Consider the following 24,133-nt stretch of genomic DNA (forward strand, 5'->3'; position numbering starts at 1 on the left):
CGGAGCTTATCCAGGGCGATTTCAATAACGATTTCAATAGGCAAATGTTTTATTGTTCAATAATCATAACGCCTTTAGCAGATAAGCTGTAAGTGCCGCTGACAATCTCACCCGTGAGAAGCTCTGTTCGCTGCTGAGCGCCAAGCTGAAGCTCAGAAGGCTCAGAGTTATGGTTCAAAATAAAAGTAAAGGATTTCCCATCTTTATTTCTGCGTGTTACTTCGACCCCTGTAGGTACGGACAAGATTGGCTCAATCCCTTTGTCCTTGCATAGGTTCGTGAGCAGCGACTGCAGAAACTCTTTATCAGGACTGGAAGCTATATACCAAGCTTCCCCGCTGCCAAATTTATTAACGGTAACCGCTGGCATGCCTTTATAGAAATCTGAGCCGTACTCAGCAATAACCTCAGCACCTTCAGAATGGATCAAATCACATAGCAGACTGCATGTATAGGTGCCGCTGAGAGCCCCATCAACTTTTTTCATCACCATTTGGTTGTGTTGGCCTGGCAGCAGCGCGTCGATCTCCTCCGCCCAAATGCCAAGAACCTTGCGCAGCTTGCCTGGATAGCCGCCCGTAGTTACGAGATCATTCTCATTAACGATGCCGCTGAAAAAAGTCGTAATGAAGGTGCCCCCGCGCTCCACGAACGCTTCAACCTTCTCCGCAAAACCCGGTTTAATCATATACATAACCGGTGCAATGACGAGATCATATTGCTCGAAATTTTCTTCAATGCTGATCATATCGGTTTGAACATTCAATTCAAACAAGGCATCGTAATACTTATGAACCTCGTCCACGTATTTTAAAGCTACGCTTGGACCGCTGGATAGCTCAACTGCCCAGCGGTTTTCCCAGTCAAATACGATGGCTGCCTTTGCATCAATTCGCGAATCAAGCAGCTTATCTGAAAGCTTCGTCAGTTCATGACCAAGCTCCGCGCACTCACGAAACACGCGCGTATGCTCATGGCCCACATGCTCAATGACAGCGCCATGATATTTCTCGCATGCTCCGATCGAGCGGCGCAGCTGGAAGAACATGACGGTATCCGCGCCATGCGCTACTGCCTGATAGCTCCAAAGCCGCATGACGCCAGGGCGCTTCAAAGCGTTGTAGGCTTGCCAGTTCTGCTGGCTCGGCGTTTGCTCCATCAGCATAAAGGGCTGTCCACTTTTCAAACCGCGCATAAGCGAGTGCGTCATTGCTGTATAGCTTACGAGAGTGTCGATCGACGGGTAATTGTCCCACGAGATGACATCCAAATGTTTTGCCCACTTGAAATAATCAAGCTCAGGGTAAGTACCCATCATATTTGTCGTAATTTGAATGTTGGGCGAGTGCTTGCGAATTTCTTCGTGTTCAATTAAATAACAATCAAGTAGAGCATCCGATTGAAATCTGCGATAATCAAGCGATATGCTTTGGAAGTTGGTTCGATTGCCGCCCCATTCCTCGCTAAGCGCATTAGGCGGTTCAATTTCATCCCAGTCATAAAAAGTATGGCCCCAGAAATTTGTATACCAAACCTTATTCAATTGTTCAATCGTGTGATAACGCTTTTGCAGCCATATTCGGAAAGCGTCGGCGCAGTTATCGCAATAACAGTAGCCGCCATATTCATTCGAAATATGCCAAGCGACAATCGCAGGGTGATCCTTATAACGCTCAGCCAGCTTCCCAGCGATGCGTCCCGAATGCTGCCGGTAGGTTTGGCTGCTCGGACAGGAATTGTGGCGTCCTCCAAATTTACGTTTGCGGCCCTCATAATCGACACGAGTGACATCCGGATATCTCTTCGCCATCCATGCCGGATGAGCCCCCGTACTTGTAGCAAGGCAAACAGCGATTTGGTCGCCATGAAGTCTGTCAATTATGTTATCCAGCTCAGTGAAATCATAGGTTTCTTCACTTGGTTGAATCCGCGCCCAAGAAAAAACGTTAACCGTTGCAACATCAATGTTCGCAAGCTTGAACATGCGAAGATCCTCTGTCATCGTCTCATCATCCCACTGCTCCGGATTGTAATCTCCGCCGTACCATATTTTCGGAAGTTTCTCGTTTATCATTTTTATTTCAATCTCCCTTCAGTTTATGTTAATTAACAGCAAGGGAGAGAGCTCATTAGATGAGCCCTCTCCCTGCCAATTCACTTTGAGTCTTATTTCGACCAAAGTTCCACACGATCCTGCACCATTTTTGTAAATTCAGCATTCAGTTTTGCTACACCTGCATCATCAAGATCTTTTAGAAATGCATCATAGATTTTATCGAAGTCTGCTGGTTTAGCAAGAATCGCTTCAGGGATACGTTTTTTCATAATATCTTGTGTTTTTTGGAAAATAACGTTTGCTTGCGAGCCCGTCTCGAACGGAAGTGTCCAAGCTGCGCCATATTTGCGAACAGGGAATGCATCGTCAGCAGGCCATAGGTCTCTGTACGTTTTCGCATTGTATTTCGCTAGCGTCTTCTTGTCTTCTTCGGAATAAGCCGTTTGAATTTGCTCAGGGAATGTCGTCGTATAGTAGTTTCCAGAAGGATCCTTCACGCCATCGCCGTAGCGAGCAGAAATCAAGTAGTTGCCAATACCTGTCGTTTTCTTGAATGTATTGCCGTCATTTGATTTTTGAGCTTGAACATCTGCAGGAATAACACGTTTTCCGCCTTCTACATTGTAATGCTTGCCTTCAATACCCCAGTTCACTAATACTTGACCTTCATCTGATGCAAGGTAATCAAGGAATTTGATTAAGCGTACTGGATCTTTGGCATCCTTTGTAATCCCAATTCCATAACCAGATAGGTAACCTGTGCCTTGGAAGGAGTGATCTTGGAATGTATCATTCAGCGTTACAGGAAAACGAGCGTAAGTTGATTTAAAATTGCCAGCTGCTTTCAAAGCGTTTTCTGCTTCGCCATAATCCCAGTTTTGGTCAATCAGTCCAAGCACACGGCCGGAAGCAATTTTTGATTTATATTGATCATATTTTTGAACGAAGCTTTCTTTATCAAGCAAACCGATATCGTTCATATGGTTCAGCCAACGGAAATACTCTCTTTCCTCAGGACGCTGGTAATGCATGATCGCTTCATGTGTGTCTTGATTAACGAAAAACTCGCCATCATCTGGAGCACCTGTTGCATAGAAAGCCGGGTTTGTAACTGAAATTAGAATTTGCCATTCACCGCCGTTAAGCGACATGCCGATTGTCGGCTGGCCATCAGCTGTTTTAGGGTTCTTCTCAATATAAGCTTTGATTGCAGCTTCATAGTCTTGTACCGTTTTGATTTCTGGATAACCTGCAGCTTCAAGCACTTGATGCTGCAATTGGAAACCGCCGCCTGCTTCGAAGTAGGTTTGTCCTACGCCGTCTTGAGGAAGCACATAAATCGCGTCGTCATCTTTGCTCCAACGAAGACGATTAAAGTATTCGCCGTAAATCTTTTTCAAGTTCGGTGCGTGCTCCTCAATCAAAGGTCGAAGATCGATCAGTGCGCCAGCATCAACCAGTTTGCCTGCGCTGCCTTTTGGCATAACCATATCTGGAAACTCGTCGCTTGCTACCATAAGGGCAAACATATCTGTGTCACTGCCGCCGACAGGGAATTCTTGTTTAATCGTAATTCCTGTTTTATCTACAATAAATTGCCCTACATCTGACTTCATATCATCCCAGCTCGGGTTCGCGTCGCCAGAAGCGATACGAATCGTAATCGGATCACCCTTCTCCGGCTCTACTGCATTTGTTGGTGAATTCGTGGAATTGCCTGGTGCGTTCGTTTCTTTATTTTTGCCGCCTTCATTATTCGAATTGCCGCATGCCGTGACAAATACGAATACAAGTGCCAATACCAAGCTTAAAGCCATTTGCATTTTTCTTTTCATTGCTTGAAAGCCTCCCTTTTTCTCGTTCATCATGCTTGTGTATATAACAGGAAACCTGCTATTACCAATATTAACTTTTTACTGCGCCAAGCGTCATGCCTTTGACAAAATACTTCTGAAGGAAAGGATAAACTAGCAAAATCGGTACCGTAACGACGATCGTAATCGCCATCTTGATAGACTCCGGTGAAACCGACGCCAGCGTTTGCTGCGCATTAGGGTCACGGTAATTACTGCCCGTTTGCGTGGATAGCAGCACCTTCATCAGCTCATACTGCAGTGTCGTATTCTCTGGACTCCTATTATTGAACAAGTAAGTATCAAACCAAGCGTTCCAGTGTCCAACAGCAATATACAAAGCAATTGTAGCGAGTACAGGCTGACAAAGCGGAAGGATAACCTTCCAAAATATAGTCCAATCATTTGCCCCATCAATTTTGGCTGATTCTTGGAGTGCATACGGAAGCCCGTCAATATAAGAGCGGACGATGAACACGTTCCAAACGCTCAAAATAGCAGGAATGATGTAAACCGAAAACGTACCAATCAAACCTAAGTTTTTCATAAGCAGAAACCCTGGAATGAGACCGCCTGAGAAATACATCGTGAGTGCGAATACGACGGACATCCATCTTCTTGCTTGGAAGTCTGGACGACTTAAGGTGTAAGCCATCATGGATGCCGACAACACCCCAATGAGCGTTCCCAAAACGGTACGAATAACCGAGTTTTTGAAGCCTACAAGCAGTCCCTCAAAGCCGAAAATCGTCTCGTAATTTTTGAGTGTAAATTCGCGAGGGTATATAGTTAAACCGCCTCTTACCGTATCTACCGAATCATTAAATGATATCGCTAGTACATTCAGGAACGGATACAACGTTACGATAGCAACGATGATCATGAATACATAAATGCATGTGTCAAAAACTTTATCGCCTGTACTTCTTCTCATAGCTCCTTGCATGTACCGCACCTCCTATATGATTGATTCTTTGGTGACTCGTTTGTAAATTCCGTTCGCGATAAACACTAATAGGATGCTGACGACGGAGTTAAAGATACCRATTGCCGTACCATACGAATATCGGCTCATTTGAATACCGTACTTCAGCGCATAAAGATCGAGCACTTCTGAAAAATCGGATACAAGAGGATTTCCTAACAAAAACTGTTTCTCAAAGCCAATGCTGATTAAATGACCGATCGATAATATGAATAGCACCATAAAGGTTGTTCTAATTCCCGGTAATGTAATATGCCACATTTTGCGGAATCGGCCTGCCCCATCGACAGTCGATGCTTCATAAAGCTCAGGATCTATTCCCGCCATCGCAGCTAAAAAGATAATGGAATTCCAGCCCATTTCCTTCCACAAATCCGATATGGTTACGACGCTCCAGAACCATTCGCCCTTGGCCATAAACTGAATCGGCGTATCAATGATGTTAAGATACATCAATAATTGATTAATCGCACCGCCGTCTGTTGACAGCATCTTCGTTACAAGCCCCGCAACAACAACCCAAGATACAAAGTGCGGCAAATATGAAATGGTTTGTACTGAGCGCTTAAAAAACTGCCCTCTTATTTCATTCAGCAATAGAGCAAAAATAACTGGAATCGTAAACCCTACGATAAGCCCCATCGTACTCATTGCCAGCGTGTTTCGCAAAACGATATAAAATCTTTCGTCTTGAAACAGCTCTACGAAATTGTCAAAGCCTACCCATTTTTGATTCAATATCCCGTTTTTCGGCTTATAATTCTGAAATGCGGTCAACCAGCCCCATACCGGCACATAGCTGAATAGGAAGATCCAGATGACGAATGGCAGCGACATCATGTACAAGTAACGCTGCTGAATGGCTTTGAACCAAAATCGATTCCTTTTGTTTGTCGCCCTTAACTGCTTAGGACTATCTGTTAGCGGTTTCATAGCTGCTCCTCCTACTGTTTCTGCTTCGTGCAAAAACGTCTTCGCAAGCTACCTTATGTGGTGAGTAGCTTACCCTCTCTTATCTGTACTTATCATAAACGATAGAACCTATCCTCCGGCACCCATATAATTAGACCTAAAATCATATGAAAATACGTTCTTTCAAGCGCTTTCATAACCGTTGGTTATATAAAAAAAATAAAAAAAACATCTAGCTCGTCAGCGACTCTATCAGTCCTGTGAAATAGATGTTTGTAATAATAAGATTATAGGAACAACAGCTTCCTATTCCAAAGCCGTTCTACCAGAAATACTTTTAAAGGATGAGGGCGATACCCCTTTATACTTTTTAAATTTACTATGGAAATAATCAACATTCGCATATCCGACCCGTTCCGACACCTGATGAACCTTGAGCCCCTCCTGCAGCAGCCCAATGGCATGCTGTATTCGCACTTGATCCAAATACGTGTTGAAATGCTCACCCGTATAGTTTTTGAACATTTTGCCTAAATAGCCGCTATTGTAATTAAAAAGATCAGCCAGCGTTTCCAGCTTAATATTTTCGCTATAATGACGTTCAATAAAGTCAGTCATTTGTTTCATGACCGACAAGCTGTCTGATTTCGAAGTTTTCATCGCCAGCTCCGACAGACGGGTTTGCAGCTGCGCAATCATTTCCTCATAATGATGGGCAAGGTACAGGGCGGTAATCATCGACAGATCCTCATGAAGTGATAGCTGCGGATTAGACAAGGCCGCTTTATTTAGTACGATCGTGAGAAGCTGCGCCCAGCTCGATTTGACGAACGGCTCGGAACAATCATAAGCGATAATTTGATTGGACGCCTCCTGCATCGCGTTGTCCATTCCCTCTTTGCTCCCGATATCCAGCATATAATAAATCTTTTGAGCAAGGCTTTCGATTGATAATTGATTGCTAAGCTTAGCCTCCGCCTGCTGTCTTTCCTCGGCTAAAGACGCCATATGGATGAACTGTCCTTGCAGCATGAACCGCTGCTTCAATAAGTCGTGAATGGGCATGGACCATTTTTGCAGCTCCGCGGGTTCGCGAACGGGTTCGCTTGCCGCAGCTGCAAATTTCACCTTCGTTCCGCAGCATTCCTCGATCCACAGCTTCATTTGCTCGCGCGAGCCATTTTGGAGCATATAATCTTTAAGCAATATCCCAATATAAGGCTCGGCAGAAAAAACCCAGCCGATTTGCTTCTCTTCAACAATGTCTGTCAGCTTCTTCTTGAGCGTTGCATTCAGTGTAAGGGAATGTTCCCTGCTGTAGAGCTCGATCAACATCAGCTGGTAATATTTCGCAGGCTCACCCAATAATGTTTTCAGCTCGTGACTGTTAGCCGTATTTGCATCCAGCTTCCCGCTTGAGAGCTGATACAGCATCTCCTCACGCAGTAAAGCAACCGATTGCTCTGTGTTTTGGCGCTGCTCCGACTGACTTTGGAGCTGAGCAGAGACACGTTCGACATAGCTCTCCAGCTCATCTTCATCGATCGGCTTTAAAATATAACCATCCACATTATGCGCGATCGCTTGCTTAGCATAATTGAACTCCGCATAGCCGCTCAAAATTAAAAAATGACAGCTATTGTCTGTTTTCCTTATTTCCTCAATCGCTTGTAGTCCATCCATGCCAGGCATGCGGATATCAATCAGAATCAAATCAGGACTCAGCACGCCGTGCTTCTCGACTGCCTCGCGTCCATTGGATGCTGTCCCTGCGACGGCAAATCCGTATTTGCTCCAATCAACTAATGTTTGCAGTCCTTCTCGAATCATCGGTTCATCGTCTACAATGAGTACTTTATGCAAGCGAATGACCCCCTATTGGAATTTCAAAAGTAATGCGTGTACCCGCTCCAAGCTCGCTCTTCAGCGTCAAGCCATATCCGTCCCCATAGATCATGACCAGCCGCTGATGGACATTGCGCAGCCCGATTCGGTATTCTTCCTCTTCTTCCATATCATGCAGCGATTCATTGATTTCATTAATCTTTTCATCGCTGATTCCTACGCCATTGTCGGATACCTCAACCCGAAGCATATGATCACTGACCTCTGTCTTTAACCATACGAATCCGCCCTCAGCAACATTTTCAAGACCATGCACAACAGCATTCTCGATGAGAGGCTGAATAATAAGCGGCGGAATTTCGATCTCCTGACCGTTAGCATCGATATCCAGGCGAAACGTCAATCGATCGTTACCGTATCTGAATTTTTGAATTTCCAAATAGCAGCGCACCATTTCGAGTTCATCCTTTAATGCAATTTTGCGCGCGCCTATTTCTAAATTTCGACGAATCATTTTACCAAGCATACGAACGATTGAAGAAATCTCTGTCTCGCCCTTGATATGAGCCTTCATTCGAATCGATTCAAGCGCGTTAAACAAAAAATGAGGATTGATTTGGCTGGCCATCATTTTCAGCTTAATTTCCTTTTGTCTAAGCTGCAGCTGGGCCTGTTGTTTATGCGATTCCGCTACCTCGTCCATTAAGCCGCGAATACTTACGACCATGTTGTTGAATTGCTTGGACAGGATGCCAATCTCGTCATTGCCTGTCACATGCGAAATCACGTTCAAATCTCCCATCGCTACTTTGTTCAAATCTTTATTCAGGACCAGCATCCGCTTCGATATAATCGCAGAAAAAATATAAATCATAACGAAGGCTATAACTAAGCTTAGCAAAATAATGCCTAGCCCAAGCAAGCTTATGCGATTAGCTCCACTTACAATACTATCAATTGTAAATACAGATACGATTTTCAACCGATTAAAGCTTGATTCAGGCTGAAGATCCTCGATAACAATTTTCGAAGGTTTTCCTTCGTATTTGAATTCATAGGTGCCTGCTGCTTTATTCGTCAGTTTACTGGCAAAGTCTAATTCAGAAATATTTTTACCTACCCATTCGGGGTTTTTCGCTGCAATCATATAACCATTGTCATCAATAATCATCGTATCAAACGGCTCTTGGCTAATCATCGCATTAAGCTCATCCTGATTCACGCCTATCACTAGTACGCCGCTTGTCCGATATGTTGGGAACGTGATCTTCCGAATCAGACTCAAATAACGGCGGTTATTTTTGGTTTCATCCTTAATGTATTCCCAGTGAATGCCGTCGCGCTTCATTGCTGACTTATACCAGTCTGTTTCCGCAATGGGATCGGTAACTTTCAGAAACTCCCAATTGTCGAGTATCGTCATATTCGTCGTATAAAAGCGTATGTTGTAGACTTCACTGTATAGTTTAATGTAATCTTTAAAATCACGGTAATCCCAAAACGCCTTAACGACATCAAACGTGGAGCTGTATTGCGTGTTGACGACGTTCGTTAACCTGCTATCGACCAGCAGCTTGTCGGAAATTTCGATTGGCATGCGTATAATATCCAAGGTCTGCTTCTTAATTCGCTCGACGTTATTCGTAATTTGCTGGGTCGCTTGATCAAGTACATTTTGCCTAAAAGCGACGGTAAGAAAAATGCCTACGATAAGCACCGGTACAAAAACAACGAGAATAAAAGAAATAATAAGTTTCTTTTTGATTCGAATATTGTTCATTCTTTGCCCCATTGTTCGAATGCTCTTCTTCATACAAACGGTTCCTCCTTAAAGCTTTGCGCAGCAAACTTCATTCGTTAGTATCGGCTGAGGTAAGCGTTTACTTTTTCGCGTAAAATTTTAAGGCATCTACATTATAATGCTGGTAATCTGCCGTGCCTACATCACTAATTCAATATTTTATCATATGAAAATTAGACAAAATGGAAGCGCTGCCTATACGATGCAAAAATCCCGCTCTTAAGAGAGCGGAATTCGGTAGGATGAATGCTCTTCAACGATATGCTCGCCTTTGTTGTACAACCATTTGAAAGCAAAACGATCGCCTGCATAATTTGTTCTGCTGCGAATATCCGGCACAATAACCGTTTCAAAATGATCGATGATCGTCTGCTGCAGCGAGGCAAGGCGTTCTTCATTGGCATCCGCCTGCTGCTCTGCTTCCTCTTTCGATTGTGCGGTCTGCGAGAAGTAAGCAACTGCTGCCTCCCGATCGCTAATGGATTCAGGCAAAGGATGTCCTGACCCCCGGAAGATTTCTTTCACCGTATTTATCCAATCTTTATACAAGTTGATTTCAATGTCGTTTGCCATATGGACTAGCTCCTCTGTCGATGCTCATTGTTCATTTAAAGAATAAAGCTGCATTACATAAAAAGCAACCATAACCGCAAAAACGGAGCTGCAACAAGCGCTATACAGCACCTGAAGACAGCTCCGTATGAAATTGCTCATATTATTGAAAGCGGAAGAAGCTCAGCTTCACACTTTCCGTCAAACCAATTACCAGATCGCCTCTCAGCTTGCAGCTTGGCAGATCAATACGAATCGTTTGCCATTCTTGCTCACCGCTTGACTCAACCGAGCATGAGCCTCTAAAAACAGCGGCCGGGCTGATCATCTGAATAGACAACTCTCCGCCTTGAGCGCCGCCGCTAACGCGAGCTTCAAATACACTTGGGCCGTTTGACCAATCAACATCATTAAATTTGATCCAGCCCTCTGCTTGCGATAAACGGACTGCCGTTCCGCCTTCCTTGCTCTCATCCAAATAAACATGGGCATAATCATCATAGTTTTCCGCGCGCGTCTGCAAGGATAACTGACGTGGTGGAATGGTCTCGCCTTCGATTGTTATTGTACTCTCGGCAAGGAGATGTGCAGAGGAGGCACCAGCTGCAAACGTATAAGCCGCCGTTTCAAGGCAGAAACGGTCCCGTGTTACATCCCAAATAGCAAGCTCTTCTGCTGGAACTACAAGTTCTACTTGCTTCGTCTCTCTAGGCTGGAATGAAATCCGCGTGAAGCCAACCAGCTTCTTAAGCGGACGCTGTACCCTTGAGCCCTCTACTCGAACATATAATTGGACAACCTCATCCGCTGCGATGTCGCTCTCATTCGTAACCTGCAGTTCCACTGTTACACTGCCGTTCATACTCGCAGCGTTATTCGTAATCTCAAGCGGACCGTATCGGAATGAACCGTAGCTAAGACCATAACCAAATGGATACAACGGTTCGCCATCGAAATAAAGATATGTTCGTTTTCCTTTCAAAATATCATAATCCATTAGATCGGTTAACTGCTCTTCTGATTTGTACCAAGTCATATTCAAGCGTCCAGCCGGCGAGTAATCACCGAATAAAACGTCAGCAATGGCATTGCCCAGCTCTTGACCTGCATGTGATAAGTAAACAATCGCGGGAACTTGCTCGTTTACCTTGTTAAGTGCAAATGGATAACTTCCAATAACTACGACGACCGTGTTCGGATTAGCAGCGAATACCGCGCTAATTAATTCATTTTGCGAAGCGGCAAGGTCAAGGCTTGGACGATCGATTTCTTCTTTCCCGTTAATAAGAGGATTATTGCCTACGAAAACAATTGCCGTTTCTGCTGCTTTGGCTGCAGCTGCCGCTTCTGCAATTCCGTTCGCGATAACATCTTTAGAGAACAGCTCGCTTGCTCCAATATCCGCTAATTCCGTAACTTGAAGGGAATCTGCGCCGCCATTAGGGGCAGTGACCAGCTTGCCGTTCCAAGTTCGTATCGCAAAATTCTCTTCGGATTGCTCATCAAGCTTGAACACTTCCTTCACAAACCAGCCAAAAGCTTCGCTTGCAGCAGCTGCAATATTGACATCATCTGCGCTTGTAAGCAGCTTGCCGGAATCCATGCTCTCTAGCGTATAACTGCCCCAGCCCCAATCCGTCACCTCAAATGTATCGCCTTCCTCATCCAAATCAGTCGCTTGCAGGCGGTTTGCATGGTCTGTGGATGTGCGCAATACTTTTCCATTCGCAGCTGATTTCAATCGAACGCGATCATTGCCGCTGCTGAATGTTACTTCTTTGCCGGCAAGCTTGCTCTCGATGCCTTCAAGTGGTGTTACTTTGTACGGCAGTGATCCAGAGTACCAGTCTCGGTATACAACGTCGGCAAGCGGCCCGATCACTGCTACACGGCTTAACTTTTCTTTATTCAACGGCAACGTTTTGTTCTCATTTTTGAGCAAAACAATCGACTCTTTTGCAGCTCGCAGCGATAATTGTCCATGCTCCGGTGCACATAGTTTCGATTCCGGCATATCCACGTATGGATTCCCTTCAGCGGGATCGAACTCTCCTAAGCGGAAACGTACACGGAAGGTGTTAATAAGTGCTTTATCCAAATCCTGCTCTGACAGCAGCCCTTCTGACAAAGCTTCACGAATAGCCGCGCATGATTTTTCTTTATCATCCGTTATGCTGTCGATGCCTGCTTTGATGGAATGAGCTACTGCCTCTTTATAGGAATCATAATAATGATGATCGTTGACGATACCAAGCAAATCTCCCGCATCGCTGACGATGAAGCCGTTCATGCCCCATTCCTCTTTCACTACTTTGTTTACGTCCTCATGCAAAATAGTAGGCGTGCCATTAACCGAGTTGTACGAGGTCATCATCGAATGAGCGCCGCCCTTGACGAAAGCAGGCTTGAACGCTGCTTGATAATATTCCTTCATATTGCGCGGATCAATGCTCGCCGAACAACTGCCGCGATTGATTTCATTGTTATTGCCGATAAAATGCTTCAAGGTCGCTACCGCTTTAAAGTAAAGCGGGTGATCGCCTTGAATGCCCTGTACCAGCGAGGCTGTTAGCTCACCTGTCAGCTTAGGATCTTCTCCATAAGCCTCTTCTGTTCTTCCCCAGCGCGGATCTCGCTCCATATCCACCGTTGGCGCCCACAGCGTCAAGCCGTTGATGGCTGGGTTTCGCTGAAAGTAAACGCGTGCTTCGTCACCGATTGCAGAGCCTACTTCCTTCAGCAGCTCGGGATTCCAAGTGCAGCCAAGCCCGATGGGCTGAGGGAACGTGGTCGCTTCGCCTAACCACGCCATTCCGTGCGCCGCTTCCGTCCCATGTTTGTACGGCTTTACGCCTAATCGCTTTATTTCAGGCTGGTATTGAACCATCGATTCAATTTTCTCATCCAGCGTAAAACGTGAAACAAGATCGGTTACCCGTTCTTCAAGCGGAAGCTCTAAATTTTCAAATGGAAAACGTATACTGGTCGTCATAACGCTTACTCCCCCTCTATCGTGGATGTTAATATGCTATACCATTCATTTTTGTTTGTTGAAAATGGCTTTGACGCATCGATAGCTGTACCGTCAGAAGCAACAACGGTAATGGATTCCTTCGATCGCAAGCTGCAAATCGATCCGTGTGTGGATTGCATGCGCCCAGCCGTCAGCTTGCCATCTGTCCATTCCATATCGACAACAAACCCTCCACGCGCTTTAAGACCTTTCACGCAACCTGCCGGCCATGCACCCGGAAGCGCTGGCAGAAGCTCGATATAACCCAAATGGCTTTGCAGCAGAAGCTCTGCAATGCCCGCCGTACCGCCAAAGTTTCCATCGATTTGAAACGGTGGATGATCATCGAACAAATTCGGATGCGTAGAGCGTGCAAGCAAAGTATGGATAAAATGATAAGAAGACTTCGAATCCTTCAGCCTCGCAAATAAGTTAATTAACCACGCACAGCTCCAGCCTGTATGACCGCCTCCGTGGTTTATGCGGCTCTCAAGTGAAAGGCGGCCCGCTTCCACAAGCTCCGAAGTTGTTTCTTGATTGATTGACGTACCTGGATATAAGCCATATAGATGAGATACATGACGATGCCCAGGCTCATGCTCCTCGAAATAATCATGCCATTCCTGCAATTGTCCATTAGGCGCAATTTGCAGCGGAGGAAGCTTGCTCCTCGCTGCTTCTAGCTGCTGCTTGAAAGATGCATCGATTCCGAGCAAGCTCGCAGCTGCTGCGCAATGATCAAACAGCTCGCCAATTAAAGTAATGTCCATAGCAGATGACTCAGCAACACTGCAAGCCTCCCCTTGTGCGGTCAGAAATTTATTCTCTGGCGACGTGGATGGCGAAGTCATCAGCTGCCCTTTGTCGTTCTCCTGCAGTAAGTCCAAACAAAATAAAGCTGCGCCCTTCATTAAGGGATAAGCTTTTTCTCTCAAAAAGGCTTCACTCGGATGATATAAATAATGCTCCCATAAATGCTGCATCAGCCAAACGCCGCCAAGCGGCCAGAAAGCCCAGCTTGGATGGCCGGCTGTCGGCGTTGATGTCCGCCATAAATCCACATTATGATGCGCTACCCAGCCTGCACTGTTGTAATGAATAGCCGCGGTACGGGCTCCCGTGATGCTGAGTTCCTCAATCAAGCGAAACAAAGGCTCATGGCATTCGCTCAAATTCCCTATTTCCGCCGGCCAATAATTCATTTGCGTATTAATATTCGTCGTATAGTCGCTGTTCCAAGGCGGCTGAACCCGGTCATTCCATATGCCTTGCAGATTAGCCGGCTGCGTGCCTGGCCGCGAACTTGCCATAAGCAAATATCGGCCGTATTGGAAATATAGCGCTTCCAATGCTGGATCTTGTTTGCCTTGCTTATAGTTTTCCAGCCGCTCATCTGTCGGCAATTGAGCTTGTTCCGTCCGCCCCAAATCGAGCTGCACGCGTTGAAACAAGCTTCGATGATCCTCTACATGGCGCTCTCGCAGCTGTTCATAGCTAAAAGTTAATGCTTTCTCCAGTAGGCGATCGTTTTGCTCGGCCAGTTCAGCAGCAGTTTTGTCTGGATGAACATCAAAATTCACAAAGCTTGTTGCTGCGCTTAATAGAAATGTAGCCGAGCTTGCCCCTTGAATATTTATTTGCTTATCGCTGTTTATCGATAGTTTGCCGCCTTCTATCTTGACCATCAGTTTTCCTTGAAACGTAATGCCGCGATCATTCTCATACTGTACAGCCAGCGGATGATCTCCCAAATAATTGTCTGCTACATGACTTGGACAACGACCGTGAAGTACGATAGCGTCGCTGCCTGCTGCCTCGATTCCATACTGTACGGAGGAAGTCATCGCTGCTGTAAGCTCTAGCAGATCTTCTCCTTCTGACTCGTATCTAACGCATAATACTTGATCCACCGCGCTAACGAACATCTCGCGCGAGTAAACCGTTTTACCCACTTGAAACCGTGCAGCAGCGATGCCTGCATCGATATCAAGCTTGCGAATGTAATCTGGAGCCTGATCAAGGGCGTGTTCAAAATGCTGCTCTATAAACAAGTCGCCCATCGGTTGATAGGACTCTGTGTTTGTTCCGAGCATCTTCGCCTCGATTAACTGCTCCGCCTCAACAAATCTTTTATCTGCTATGAAGTCCCGGGCTCGCTTTAAATAGCGCAGCGCTTCGTAATTGTTCGTATCCCGCGGAAAGCCTGACCACAATGTATCTTCATTTAATTGAATGCGTTCTTGTTCCACACCGCCAAATACCATACCGCCTAGTCGGCCATTCCCAATGGGCAGTGCTTCCTCCCATCGTGAAGCCGCCTGCTTATACCAAAGGTTTAACGGATGAAGCTGCTCTGCTTTATATCCCATGTTTTTGGTCTCCTATTATCGCTCTGTTCACAGCGTTTAAAAAACAGTTATTATTCATCATAACGGAATAGCCCTGCTCGACAGTACCCAATACATTTCATGAAAAATCATGTCAAAATTAGCGTTTTTTCGAATTCTCGCTAAATAATAAAAAATCGCTGCAAGCACGATGATGTGTGCTTGCAGCGATGTAACTCACAGCCATATTATATTTGAAGGAGTATTTCTTACAGACCAGCTGCGCCAAATACTTTATCAAAACCTGCTTTGGAGCGCTGCGCCAGCTCTTCCGGCGATTGCGATTCCGCTTCTGATGATAAGATCTCCTGTGACACAGCACCTTTATAGCCAATACGATTAAGTGCTTGCAGGAATCCGACTAAATCAATTACACCTTCACCAGGATATACGCGGCCGTTGTCGAGTGCTTCCTCAACCGGCACGTCCGGCGCGTCATTGATATGAACATGGACGATTTGCTCTGGACGAAGCGCTTCAATATCAGCAACAGTCAGGCTGTTCGTATACCAGTGATAGGCATCAAACAACAATCCTACATTGCTCTCACCGATTGCGTCGATCCACTCCAATGTTTCCTCGAGCGTCCAAATAAATGGATTTTCCCAACGCGTCCGCAAATGATGCGGGCCAACAAATTCAAGGCCAAGGCGAATGCCATAAGCACCTAGAATTTGAGCGCAAGTACGTAATCTGCGAGTTGCAAGTGCCATGAAGCGAGCTGCTTTCAAATCTGTTGAAGGCAAAATATAGGTGCAGCAGCTTGTACAGCCTAGAGCCGCAGCCGCAGCCGCAGAGGATGCCAGCTTCTCCAATCCTTCAAGAAAAGCTTCTTCCGTTGTTCTCCATTCTACTGGAAGACCAATGGAGCCAATTACTACGCCATTGCTTGCAAGAAGCTCACGAGCTTGCTCTTCACCATAACGATTAATTAGCGACGCCGCATCCAAATCTACAGCTTGAAATCCGTACGCGCCAGCGAGCTTAATTAGATGCTCATCACTTTCGATTCGACCAAGACCCGCTCCAGTTAAACCTCTCAACATACAAATTCCTCCTCATTCTACAATCAATTATAATTAATTTAGATTTCAGTCCAGCTTCACTTCATTGCCTGTGCGCGATGATTCATAAATTGCATCAAGCACAAGATTGTTCGTCAAACCAGTCAATACGGAAGTAATCGGCTGTTTACCTTCACGAATACATGCAAGGAAGTGACGGCTAAGACGAGCGCGCTCACCTTCATCATTGTCTGCTTTGCTCAAAACACTTTCAATCGGGCGATCAAATTTTTCTGTAAGCAGCTTGCCTTCAGCACCGCGATAGCTTGCGCCGCCTTCTGAGCCCATTACATGGATAAACGGTGAATTGTCCGTATCCATATGAACAGCCCAGCTCACTTCAAGCGAGAGTGTACTGCCGTCTTCCATTTTGATTAGCGCCGTAGCCAAGTCCTCAACATCATACGTTCCGTCCCAATCCGGTGTACCCCATGTGCCAATCCCTTTACGGTTTGGGCCAAACTCTGCATAGGTTGATCCATATACGGAAACCGGCTTTGGATTGCCCATCAAATACAGCGCAAGGTCAAGCATGTGAACGCCGATATCGATAAGCGGGCCGCCGCCCGATTGATCCATTTGTGTAAACCATGTGCCCCAGCCCGGAATGCCCTTGCGGCGAAACCAGCCCGTTTTGGCTGTATAAATTTTGCCAAGCTCACCACGGTCGATTTGCTCTTTAATTTGCATCGCAACAGATTCCCAGCGCATTTGATGAGCGACCATGACGACACGGTCTGCTGCTTCGCTTGCTCTCAATATTTGACGAGCAGCATCGCTGTTAATGCCCATCGGCTTCTCTATCAACACATGCTTGCCCGCTTCAAGAGCTTGAACGGCAAGCGGAGCATGGAATTGGTTAGGAACACCGATGATGACCGCATCGATGTCAGCTCGCTGAATCAACTCTTCATTGGAAGCCGCAACATGCTCAATACCATATTGCTTGGCTGCTTTCTCTGCCCGATTCAAATCCAGATCAGTAATCGCCGTAATGATACACTCTTCGCCAAGCTTAGAAAATTCTCCTGCATGGACGTTGCCAATATTTCCTGCACCGATAATACCTATTCTAATCTTATTTTCTGTAGTCAATGAAATTCCTCCTATAATTTTGAATGAACCCTTGCTCAGCAATAAGCACTCGTTTTTCGTAACGCTTGATCTCTTCATTTATGTTAGAATAAACGGGATGAGAAATCGTGCTTGTTTTTCGATAAAAGTCTCAGATTTTCGGAGGAATGCATTCATTCATGACCTACATACCTGACTATTTGAAAACGTATCCAAATATGAATACCTCTTCTCCCCTCCATATTAGCCTAAACCGTCTTTACCATGGCTTTAGGCCGCATCGCCATGACTTTTTGGAGTTCTCTTATGTTATAGACGGAAGAGGCTCTGAATCGATCAACGATGCAAAACATCAAATGCTGCCCGGCACTTTTACGTTTGTGCTTCCTTATCAGGTGCATGAACTATTTACCGAGCCCGGGAGTACACTTGTTCTTTATAATTGTATGTTTAGCATGGACTTGCTGATGGAGCCTGGACAAGAGGAAGGCCTTATGGACCTCATCGATCAGAATACTCTGCCGCCATCTGTTCAACTTAGCGGTGCTGATAATGAACGAATGAAGCATTTAATAGAAGATATGTTTCGTGAGTATGCGGGGCAGGAGCCTTGGCGCCGAACGATGCTGCAAGTGCGGTTGAAGGAAATATTAGCTTTCTTTGATCGTTATCGCCGCAATATTGCGCCGTCTGTTCCAGCCTCAAGGCTTGCTTCCAAATCGAGTGCCTCGGTTTGGCCGATCATTCATTATATTCATCAACATTATCAAGACGAGCTTGCGCTATCTGATCTTGCAAGCCGCTTTTCACTGAGCATGTCTCGCATAAGTGAAGTAATTAAACAAACGACTGGACAAACATTCGTACATTTCCTGCATGATTTGCGCTTGCGGCATGCCTGCAGCCTGCTTGTTTCTACCGATATGAGCGTCGCTGAAATTGCGCTGGAGGTTGGTTATGGCTCATACAAAACCTTCTCCCGTATTTTCCGTGAAACCAAGGGCATCGTTCCGAAGGATTACCGTAAAATGAAGCTTAGTCAGGAGCAGCCAGGCAAGTAGCCGAGGCTAATAAACAAACAAGGGCTGCCTAGAGTAGATCAATCTACTTCTAGGACAGCCCTTGCTCTGTTATGTGTTTAATGAAAAATAGACAAAATGAGGAATAAGATAGCTAGCATGACATAAATGACAAGCGAAACGATCATTAAAGTCCGCTTATTCACAGCGTTACTCCCCTCCCAGCACCAATTAGGCTATACACCAACATTGTATGTGGGCGGGGAATGCGCGGAAATTGTCCTAATGAGAAAATCGTCCACTCGGATTAAACGGCTGCTTTGGCTTTGCGATCCGATGGCAGCAAAATCGTCAGCATGCCGAGCAAAGGCAAATAGGACGTGCAGCGAATGACAAACTCAATACCCATGGAATCTGCCAAATTGCCGAGCACCGCCGAACCAATGCCCCCGAGACCAAACGCCATTCCGAAAAACACACCTGATACGAGGCCAACCCGCCCAGGAAGCAATTCGTTCGCATAAACTAAAATAACGGAAAACGCCGAGGCCAAGATTAAACCGGCAAAAAAGATTAAAATAACGGAAAATGTTAAATTAGCATAAGGAAGCAGCAGCGCAAATGGTGCAGTTCCTAGGATCGAGAACCAGATCAAGCTGCGACGGCTGAACTTATCTGCGAGCACCCCGCCGAGAAGCAAGCCAATAACATTCGCTGCAAGAAAGACAAACAATACGATTTGAGCATGACTGACAGAGAGTCCAAAATGCTCGATGGCATAAAACGAGTAATAGCTGCTGATCGCAGAAATATAGACGTTTTTGGAAAATACAAGAATCATTAAAATCGTTATGGCAAATACAACTTTACCGGAGGACACATTAAGTTTGGAAACCGGCTTTGCCGCTTGCTTCGTACTCTTTCTTGGCTCAAGAGCGAGCTGCTTGCCGTACCATTTGGCTACATTAAATTGAATGACAATTCCAATCGTAACGACCAGAGCAAACCAGATCACACCGCGCTGACCTGTGTGCACGAACAGAACAGCAGTCATGATTGGTGCAAGCGATTGTCCAATATTTCCGCCAAATTGAAAGATCGACTGCCCTGTACCTTTTTTCGTCCCAGCCGCCAAATAGGAAACCCGCGCAGAAGCTGGATGGAAAACGGCTGAACCAATTCCAATTAACATAACAGCGACCATGACCATCCAGAACTGCGAAGCATACGAAAGAGCAGCAACGCCCCCCATTGTGAACAGCATGCCAATAGGCAGCAGCATCGGCTTCGGATGCGAGTCAGATAAAATGCCGACAACAGGCTGCAGCAGCGCTGCAGTTAAATTAATCATCAAAGAGATCAATCCAATTTGAGCAAAGCTCAGTGAAAGCGAGTMCTTCAAAATAGGAAATAATGCCGGTACGACCGATTGAATCGTGTCATTAATCAAATGCACGAAGCTAATGGCAAACAACAGTGGGTATATCGTTTTTAAAGCGGACGGTGATGTTGCGATTGAAGCTTGAGTACTAGACATACAGTTTTCTCCTTACTCCAAAAAGAATGTAATATGTAATATATCGCATATTATATTTCCTTAAGCAAATAAAAGCAATAAATTCCTTTTTAAAATTTTTGGCATTTGCTTCAATGAATGATCCTGCGATATATTATATATTGTCGAAACTGTTATCCTATCACTTTCATAATGAAACCAAAAAATAAAGGAGGATCCCCTCTGCCTATTCCAACTGATTATTCAACACCCGTTAGACTATCCGCCAAGGAGCGTACCTTAAGCCAGCTGCAAAAATGGATTATCGACGGCACGCTTCAGCCCGGTGAGAAGCTTAACGATTCAGAGCTTGCCGAGGCACTTGGCGTCAGCCGCACACCGATTAGGGAAGCCTTTCAATTGCTTGAGGTTCAAGGACTCATTCAAATGTTTCCTGGAAAAGAGACGCGAGTCACGACGCTAGCCAAGGAAGATATCCTTAAGCTGTATGCGCCCCTTACAGCCCTTCAAGCATTAGCAGCTGAGCTTGCTGCCGACAATATTCAACCAGAGCATATTGAACAGCTGCGTGCTATTAATGCCAGCTTTAATGAAAAAGTTAGTGAAGAGCAGCTCTATGAAGCGATGGAATATGATGAAGAGTTTCATGAAACGATACTGCAAATTGCCAATAATCAGCATATACTCACCTTCTGCTCCTCGCTTCAATTACATATAAGAAGATACAAATATATTTTCTTCAAACGTCCGAGCTGGGAGACCCATACGGCTGCAGCGGATCATGAGTACATCATCCAAGCGCTTGAAGCACGTAATGGTGAAGAAGCCTCACGTTTGATGAAGCTTAATTTAAATAGGCCTCTTGAGCATCTGGACAAAATTCTTTGAGCGATCCGTACCACATCTGATGATAACCAAAAAAGTGATTAAGCCGACCAGTAAGTCGCTTAATCACTTTTTTTAGTTAAACCGATCCTTCCATAGCATGCTCTACGTCTGAATCCGTTGCCCCGTCTGGAATGATTCAATCGCTGCATGGGCTAGCTGAAGCGCTCTGCGCCCCGCCGCAGCGTGAATTGGCGGTGCTTCACCCGCACGAAATGCACCGAGCAAATGTTCAAAATGTTTGTCGAACGTAAGATGGAATTCTCGCTCCTTATCATTGAAGTAACCCGCTTGCCATACTTCGGCTGTTTCGCTGCCCGAGCGTTGAAACGTAAATTTCTTCACTGTATCTTCAATGGTCACTCTGCCCTTTAAGCCATTAAGCTCCATCGCATGAGTCTGTGCGTATGCATACGAGGAGTCATAAGATCCGAGCAGTGTTCCTACTGCGCCGGATTGAAATTGCAGTGCTAATGCCATGGTAGAGAAACCGTTTCCGGTTTTATCTGTCATTTGTGCCATCACCGATGCAATCGGGCCGCATAAATGCTCAAGCATATCAAATCCGTGACACTGGGTTTCGATTAAGTTGCCGTGCGGATGATCACTTGTTCCTTCACCGCCAAATCGCCAAGAAGCGAATATAAGCTCTCCTAACTGTCCCGCATCCATCGCTTCTTTAGCCTTATGAACAGCTGTCGCATAGCGGTGATTAAAATTAATCGCAAAAAACAGCTCCCGCTTCGCTGCTTCCGCAAGTAATAAATCAGCTTCCCCTAGATCAAATACGAGCGGCTTTTCCACCAATAATGGAACACCTGCTTGAATAACCTGCAAGGTCGCATCAAAATGTCCTTGATTCGGCAAGCATAAGCTGACGAGGTCAGGCCGTTCCGTCTCCAGCATCTCCGCGATGCTCGTATAGGCATTTGTCCCAAACTCATCTGCTCTTGCCCTGGTTCGGTCAGCATCTCGTCCAACAACGGCACAAAAATCAACATCCTTACGCGCATTAAAAATACGAGCATGGTGGTATCCCCAGCCACCAGCCCCGATTAAGGCAACCTTCACTCGCCCCTCACTGCTCATTGCTCAATGACCACCTTTCCCGTATTCCCTTTGAAAAACAACTCAAATGCTTCTTGCATCGATTGTGGTCCAAAACGGTGCGTGATGATTTGACTTAAGTATGGCAGGTGTTCACCCATCAAACGATGATTAGCCTCTAGCTCGCTAAACGGAAAATACTCACTGCCAAGCACGGCTCTCTCTGTTGCTATCAAATCGGAGGATACTTGCAAATTTAGCTGCTCGCCATGACCAATGCATACGAGTACACCGCGATGATTCAGTGCATGCAAAGCTGCTTCGCGAGCTGTTGTTCTACCGCTCGTATCGAATGCTGCATCTATACGGCCCAAGCCTGCGGCTGCCAATCCCGCTTCAAGTGTTGTTTCCCCCAAATGGATCGGAATAGCACCCATTCTCTCTGCGAGTTCTAAACGATACGGTGTAAAATCCATAATGAATACAGGCAGCTCTTTGCCCAGCAGCAGCTTCGCCATCGCCAGCACCGCTAGACCAATCGGACCTGCACCGGCGATAAGGATGGATTCGATATCACCATGCACAAGCTGCGCTCTGCGAATCGCATGACCGCCTGTCCCCATGATATCAAGCAATATCGTTGCTTCTGCCAACGGAATGGCAGCATCCACAGCAAAAAACACATTTTCGTTCACGACCATATAAGGCCCGTAACCGCCATCATGAGAGAAGCCATAATCTGCACGCTTGCTTAAGCATTGGTTCGTGTACCCTCGCTTGCAGCTGCGGCATTGCCCGCAAAAATCCATTAAGAAAACAACGCCATGTGTACCTAGATCCGTTTTGGTATTTGTGCCTGCTGCGACAACGATGCCTGCTGCCTCATGACCAGGCGTCGCTTCAGAACCGCTGTAGAACTGTCCACGCTCTGATCCGCATAAAGCGTTTGCTTTGACCTGGAGCAGCAGCTGGCCTGGTCCAGGGGCAGGCACCGATTTCTCGATATAGTCAATTTTCCCGTTTCCCAAAAATCTTGGTGCACTCATCACGTCAGGTATCATTAAGCTCATTCGTATACCCCTCCATTTTCATGTCATTATCCTCGATAGTTTCTATTGCTTACCTCTATAATAAAGCTAATAATAAAGGTAATCATGTAAAAAACATCGAAATAACTTGTCAAAAACAATGATAATGATCTCACTAATCGTATGAATTGGAGGCAATTAGGAATGAATACGCAGCTGCATAACTGGAATGACCATCCCGTGCTGCCGTTTATACGGCTTTGCTATCGCTTTAAAGAAACGTCATTTTTTCAAGGTGAACGGCGTCTGCTCGATTATTTGTTTTTATATATGGAAGAAGGCCGTTATTTGCTTACGGTTGAGGGGGTTGAATATGAGCTGCTACCTGGCGACTTTGCACTTATTCAGCCTGGAATGCTCTTCACAACGAGAGGATATGGGAGCTGCGTAGTACCAAACACTCATCTTGATTTTTTTTATAATCCGAACCGAGAAAGAAGCTTTGTAACGACGCCCGGCCAGACAAACTTGGAGCCGTATTCGGATTTGAAGCAGCCGCAGTTAAACGAATTTCCAAACCTGCAGCTGCCCGTCAAGCTGAAGCCGCGACATCCAGAATCGTTCAAAAAGCTGCTGAACCAAATGATTGAGCATTTTAGCCACAACGACATACAAAACGTGCTGCATGCCCAAAAGCTGGCAATGGAGCTGCTCCTTCTATTAATCGGCGACTTTGAGACGACAGGCTCTTTGGCATTCGAGGATCAGCAGTTCGTAACAAAGATGAAAGCTTTTATTTCCTTTCACCTATCTGGAACAATCACGGTGGAGTCGATGGCGAAGCATGCAGGATATTCCGAATCCCATTTCAACGTTATTTTTCATCACTATTTTGGAGCAACGCCCCATCAGTTTCTCGTTCATTTACGTTTGGAGAAAGCAAGCGAGCTGTTAGCCACAACCGGACTTAAGCTCGACTTAATTGCGGAGTATTGCGGATTCGCCAACGCCTCACATTTCTCGAAAGCGTTCAAGAAAAGTTATGGCCTATCACCAAGGGAATTCAGAAATGCGCAAGAAAAATCCTTTTCATAAA

General features: G+C 45.7%; 17 protein-coding genes. 3 read left to right on the plus strand and 14 right to left on the minus strand.

The features are described 5' to 3' along the window. Positions 1–49 precede the first annotated feature (49 nt). The 11 genes from AC1DPK_RS18085 to AC1DPK_RS18135 form a co-directional block, all read right to left on the minus strand. Positions 50–2,074, minus strand: a complete 2,025-nt coding sequence (locus AC1DPK_RS18085; RefSeq protein ID WP_477511208.1) for a beta-galactosidase — start codon at positions 2,072–2,074, stop codon at positions 50–52. A 92-nt stretch (positions 2,075–2,166) separates the two neighbouring features. Further along, complete coding sequence (locus AC1DPK_RS18090; protein WP_477511209.1) at positions 2,167–3,891, minus strand: ABC transporter substrate-binding protein; 1,725 nt, start codon at positions 3,889–3,891, stop codon at positions 2,167–2,169. 70 nt (positions 3,892–3,961) lie between these two features. After that, the gene (locus tag AC1DPK_RS18095) at positions 3,962–4,855 is read right to left on the minus strand and encodes a carbohydrate ABC transporter permease (RefSeq protein ID WP_430061753.1); all 894 of its coding nucleotides are present in this window, start codon (positions 4,853–4,855) and stop codon (positions 3,962–3,964) included. 12 nt (positions 4,856–4,867) lie between these two features. After that, entirely contained in the window at positions 4,868–5,827 is a 960-nt protein-coding gene (locus tag AC1DPK_RS18100) for an ABC transporter permease (RefSeq protein WP_477511210.1), read from the minus strand. Positions 5,828–6,112: 285 nt separating this feature from the next. Then, on the minus strand, positions 6,113–7,669 hold the full coding sequence (locus tag AC1DPK_RS18105; RefSeq protein WP_477511211.1) for a response regulator transcription factor: 1,557 nt from the start codon (positions 7,667–7,669) through the stop codon (positions 6,113–6,115). After that, positions 7,662–9,464, minus strand: coding sequence for a cache domain-containing sensor histidine kinase (locus tag AC1DPK_RS18110; RefSeq protein WP_477511212.1), 1,803 nt, complete (start codon positions 9,462–9,464; stop codon positions 7,662–7,664). Before AC1DPK_RS18110 ends, AC1DPK_RS18105 begins: the two co-directional genes overlap by 8 nt. Positions 9,465–9,671: 207 nt before the next feature. After that, positions 9,672–10,025, minus strand: coding sequence for a hypothetical protein (locus tag AC1DPK_RS18115; RefSeq protein ID WP_441882133.1), 354 nt, complete (start codon positions 10,023–10,025; stop codon positions 9,672–9,674). Between the two features lie 142 nt (positions 10,026–10,167). After that, on the minus strand, positions 10,168–12,996 hold the full coding sequence (locus tag AC1DPK_RS18120) for a glycoside hydrolase family 3 C-terminal domain-containing protein (protein ID WP_477511213.1): 2,829 nt from the start codon (positions 12,994–12,996) through the stop codon (positions 10,168–10,170). Positions 12,997–13,001: 5 nt separating this feature from the next. Beyond that, on the minus strand, positions 13,002–15,386 hold the full coding sequence (locus AC1DPK_RS18125) for a glycoside hydrolase family 95 protein (RefSeq protein WP_477511214.1): 2,385 nt from the start codon (positions 15,384–15,386) through the stop codon (positions 13,002–13,004). A gap of 227 nt (positions 15,387–15,613) precedes the next feature. Then, on the minus strand, positions 15,614–16,450 hold the full coding sequence (locus AC1DPK_RS18130; RefSeq protein WP_477511215.1) for a sugar phosphate isomerase/epimerase family protein: 837 nt from the start codon (positions 16,448–16,450) through the stop codon (positions 15,614–15,616). Between the two features lie 45 nt (positions 16,451–16,495). Continuing rightward, positions 16,496–17,563 (minus strand): Gfo/Idh/MocA family protein, encoded by a 1,068-nt coding sequence (locus AC1DPK_RS18135; protein WP_477511216.1) that lies wholly within the window; start codon positions 17,561–17,563, stop codon positions 16,496–16,498. 158 nt (positions 17,564–17,721) lie between these two features. On the opposite strand from AC1DPK_RS18135, the gene AC1DPK_RS18140 reads away from it, so the two are divergent. Further along, positions 17,722–18,603 (plus strand): helix-turn-helix domain-containing protein, encoded by an 882-nt coding sequence (locus AC1DPK_RS18140; RefSeq protein ID WP_477511217.1) that lies wholly within the window; start codon positions 17,722–17,724, stop codon positions 18,601–18,603. Between the two features lie 265 nt (positions 18,604–18,868). Here the strand turns inward: AC1DPK_RS18140 and AC1DPK_RS18145 are convergent, their stop codons facing one another. After that, complete coding sequence (locus AC1DPK_RS18145; protein ID WP_477511218.1) at positions 18,869–20,098, minus strand: MFS transporter; 1,230 nt, start codon at positions 20,096–20,098, stop codon at positions 18,869–18,871. A 171-nt stretch (positions 20,099–20,269) separates the two neighbouring features. Between AC1DPK_RS18145 and AC1DPK_RS18150 the strand changes: the two genes are divergently transcribed. Further along, the gene (locus AC1DPK_RS18150; protein ID WP_430061766.1) at positions 20,270–20,965 is read left to right on the plus strand and encodes a GntR family transcriptional regulator; all 696 of its coding nucleotides are present in this window, start codon (positions 20,270–20,272) and stop codon (positions 20,963–20,965) included. Positions 20,966–21,067: 102 nt separating this feature from the next. On the opposite strand, the gene AC1DPK_RS18155 is transcribed toward AC1DPK_RS18150, so the two are convergent. Next, positions 21,068–22,051, minus strand: a complete 984-nt coding sequence (locus tag AC1DPK_RS18155) for a Gfo/Idh/MocA family protein (RefSeq protein WP_477511219.1) — start codon at positions 22,049–22,051, stop codon at positions 21,068–21,070. Next, positions 22,048–23,079: an alcohol dehydrogenase catalytic domain-containing protein gene (locus tag AC1DPK_RS18160; protein ID WP_477511220.1), complete on the minus strand. Its 1,032-nt coding sequence runs from the start codon at positions 23,077–23,079 to the stop codon at positions 22,048–22,050. Before AC1DPK_RS18160 ends, AC1DPK_RS18155 begins: the two co-directional genes overlap by 4 nt. Before the next feature lie 162 nt (positions 23,080–23,241). Here AC1DPK_RS18160 and AC1DPK_RS18165 point away from each other — a divergent pair, with 162 nt between their 5' ends. After that, positions 23,242–24,132: a helix-turn-helix domain-containing protein gene (locus AC1DPK_RS18165; RefSeq protein WP_477511221.1), complete on the plus strand. Its 891-nt coding sequence runs from the start codon at positions 23,242–23,244 to the stop codon at positions 24,130–24,132. Position 24,133 lies beyond the last annotated feature (1 nt).

It is taken from the genome of Paenibacillus sp. 01T424, from assembly GCF_056398745.1.